Raw genomic sequence first — 2,974 nt, 5'->3', positions numbered from 1 at the left:
ACTTGCATCTGAGTGAGGAAAATCGCCTCAGAAAGATCGGCGCCGCTTACATCGGCGTCGCGTAGATCGGCAGCGATGAGATCGGCACGCCGCAAGTCTGCCTCTCTCAAGTCGGCCCCGATTAGCCAGGCCCCGCGAAGATCGGCTCCGCGCAGGTCCTGGCCGGACAGGCGGGCACCCATGAGATCGGCGCCGGAATGAAAACGCTTTGAAATCTTGGGCACATGGGCGTCTCCCGTTCCCTTGCGAACGAGTGTGCTTGCTTCGGAGAGCAGTCCATTCACTCGATTTCGCACGCTGTCGACATTGAGCGCAAGAATTTCCTCCGCCGACCCGTCTGTGAGCTTCTCCACCTCCAAGTACATCCCGTTTAGTTCCGCAGTGATCGGCCGCGTCTCCAAGCGCGCGCTCACAGTATGCAGGTACCAGAGCATCTCGTGCAGTTGTCGAACGATCGGGAACACCTTAAACATCGGACCACGCAAGTCGAAATCCTCGCGCCAATTCTTGCCGCCGAAAGTAGTGCCCGTCACTTTCTGGCCCGCTCCATGGCAGTCGAAGACCGTGCAGCCTTTGAAACCGCGATCGCGCAGTGTCGGATGAATGCGGCAGCGGGAATCCTCCTCGAGGTTCACGCATGGGTCGCCAGCCAGCTTGTCAAAAGCAAAATCCGCCGACCGAGCGAAAGCGAGAGCGACGCAGCACAGGCCCACGCAATGAGCGCAGTCGGCACCGAGGTTTCGGGCTCGATCTTCCGATGACATCGGCAGAGGTGCAGGCACAGAACTCCTCGAATATGGTCAACTGCGGGGGGGTCTAGTCTCCCAGAACGGACCGCGTCTGTTCGCACCGCAGAACGGTGCCTCAGCGACGCTTCCCGGTCAACGTTCCCTCTGGGCAAAGCCCCCGGGCTGGGCGGCGTCACAGTTGGATAGCTACGTTGATCTTTTTGAGGGGGCGTGGCCAGATAGTGTACGACACAGCCCAAACCACCTCGATGCCGAGGATGACCAGCAGGATGCCGTACCACTGCTCCAGGGCAGTCGTCTCTGCTGGGTTGCCGACCAACCAGATCAGGCCGAAGAGCACGAGAGTGGAGGTCACTGTGGCCAGCAGGGTCCGCGCGACGTCCTTCCAACAGGCCACGGTGTAGTCGGTTCCGGAAAGCCGTGCCAGTGGGGGGCCATGGTCAAACCGGCGAGAAAAGGTGATGTCGGCCCAGCGGACCATCCTGTGGCCGTAGGCGATCGAGAAACCGATGTAGACCGCGGCCAGGCCGTGGGCCCATTCCGCATCAGCCCCGGAGCGAAGGTGCACTGCAGTCAGGGTAAGGAGCACCAGGTCGATGACCGGGGCGAGAGCGATCAGAACAAGCCCGAGGCGTCTGGCTTTGAGGATGTAGCGAGCGAACAGTCCCAGCACGATGACGGCCCAGAACCCGATTTCGCAGGCAACGATCAAGCCCAGGATCACAAGCCGCTCCGCCCTCCCTCGTATGCGTACGGTGAGTCTATGGCAGGCGTTGATCCCCTCGCCGAATCGGCTGCTTGCATGCCGGTCCGGCACGAGCCACGCATGGGCTGTGGATGCAGCATCTTTTTGCCGACCTCAGCGCCCCGCAAAGGGTTCTCCAAAGGGCGTAGGACAGTGGCCGTCAGCGCGTTCAGCGTGCGGGAATCTGTTTCTTGAGCTCAACGCGTTGTCGTGTCAGGCGATGGCCTCGAAGTGCAGTCGGAGTCCGAGGGCGTGGGACACCTTGATGATGGTGGCAAGGCTGGGATTTCCTTCTGCGGACAGTGCCTTGTAGAGCCCTTCGCGGCTCATCCCAGCTTGCCGCGCGATCTGGCTGAAGTTGCCTGACCGTGCGATGGACCCTAGTGCTCGGGCGATAGCCGTCGGGTCATCGTCGCTTTCATCGATGACTGCCTCCAGGTAGGCGGCGACGTCCTCGACGGTGTTGAGATAATTCGCCGCGTTGAAGGGGGCGAAGGTCTCGGCAGAAGTGCTCATTCGTGTGCTCCTTGCGTGCGTTGCCAGGTGTCGGCGATCGTGTGCGCGGCCCGGATATCCACATCTTGGGTTGATTTGTCTCCGCCGGTCAGTAGCAACACCGGACGGTCGCCTTCGGGTAAGTAGTAGACGCGGTATCCAGGGCCGTAGTTGATGCGCAGTTCGGAGATGCCACGGCCGACTGGCTTAACGTCTCCGGGGTTGCCGGCGGTCGAATGTCGCCGATGTAACGACCTCAACTACATGATAGCTACAGTTCACAACCCTGGGCGCGGCAAGCCCACTGCCGTCACGCGGTCGGCTGCGTCCCGTAGAGGATTCCCCTGTGACACAGCGTCGGCCCGATTGGCCATCGCGCGGAGAGGCCAAAAAGTCGTCGCGCTGACGTCCCTAGTGCGGTCGGGATTGGCTGACGTCGGTAGATCACTCGTCTCGGCGCATCGGCATCATGCTATTTGGCCAATAGGCTGCTGTGGATGACAGTGAAGACTCAGATGCTCGATTCTTATGATTCTCAGCTCCGGCTGGTGGTCCCTCTCATTGCACCGCTTGGGCAGGAGTTTCACAGCGATGGCTTCGTTCTTCGAGTAGCGGGGCAGCACCGCGGCTTTGTTGAAACTGCGCAGACGCTCAATGTTGAGGGTGACGAGCTAGACCAGCTGATCAAGAAGCATCGCGACTTCTTCGCCGCCTCCGGTGAGTCGGTGGAGTGGAAGACCCGGGCGCACGACGTTCCTGCGGACATCCCCCTGCATCTGTTGGCTGCTGGCTTCGTCCCAGAGGACGTCGAAACCGTGATGGTCGGTGACGCCGAGGGCATGGCTGTCGACCTACGCCTGCCCGAGGGCGTTGTGATTCGGATTGTTCACGCCGGCCATGATCTAGATTCGATTGCGGAGATGGAATCCGAGGTCTGGGGCGAGGATTTCAGTTGGCTCGCCAACGATCTCCACAGCCGGATAAC

General features: G+C 60.9%; 4 protein-coding genes and 1 pseudogene. 1 reads left to right on the top strand and 4 read right to left on the bottom strand.

The window, feature by feature from the left end:
* The 4 genes from RMN95_RS07235 to RMN95_RS07220 all read right to left on the bottom strand — a co-directional run.
* On the bottom strand, positions 1–635 hold a 635-nt coding region (locus RMN95_RS07235), incomplete at its 3' end, for a pentapeptide repeat-containing protein (RefSeq protein WP_309616263.1).
* 286 nt (positions 636–921) lie between these two features.
* Complete coding sequence (locus RMN95_RS07230) at positions 922–1,473, bottom strand: hypothetical protein (protein ID WP_309616262.1); 552 nt, start codon at positions 1,471–1,473, stop codon at positions 922–924.
* 234 nt (positions 1,474–1,707) lie between these two features.
* Positions 1,708–2,010: an addiction module antidote protein gene (locus tag RMN95_RS07225; protein ID WP_309616261.1), complete on the bottom strand. Its 303-nt coding sequence runs from the start codon at positions 2,008–2,010 to the stop codon at positions 1,708–1,710.
* On the bottom strand, positions 2,007–2,249 hold the full coding sequence (locus tag RMN95_RS07220) for a type II toxin-antitoxin system RelE/ParE family toxin (RefSeq protein WP_309616260.1): 243 nt from the start codon (positions 2,247–2,249) through the stop codon (positions 2,007–2,009). Before RMN95_RS07220 ends, RMN95_RS07225 begins: the two co-directional genes overlap by 4 nt.
* A gap of 237 nt (positions 2,250–2,486) precedes the next feature.
* Here RMN95_RS07220 and RMN95_RS07215 point away from each other — a divergent pair.
* Positions 2,487–2,974, top strand: a pseudogene (locus tag RMN95_RS07215) (GNAT family N-acetyltransferase); the annotation flags it as partial.

It is taken from the genome of Salinibacterium sp., from assembly GCF_031364185.1.
In the GTDB taxonomy this organism is placed as follows: domain Bacteria; phylum Actinomycetota; class Actinomycetes; order Actinomycetales; family Microbacteriaceae; genus Rhodoglobus.
Note: the sequence above shows the minus strand (reverse complement) of the source record. Positions and strands in the feature narration are given on the sequence as shown.

Excerpts from the sequence above, each read along its gene's own strand:
- RMN95_RS07225 (WP_309616261.1), bottom strand. The coding sequence starts at position 2,010 with ATGAGCACTTCTGCCGAGACCTTCGCCCCCTTCAACGCGGCGAATTAT.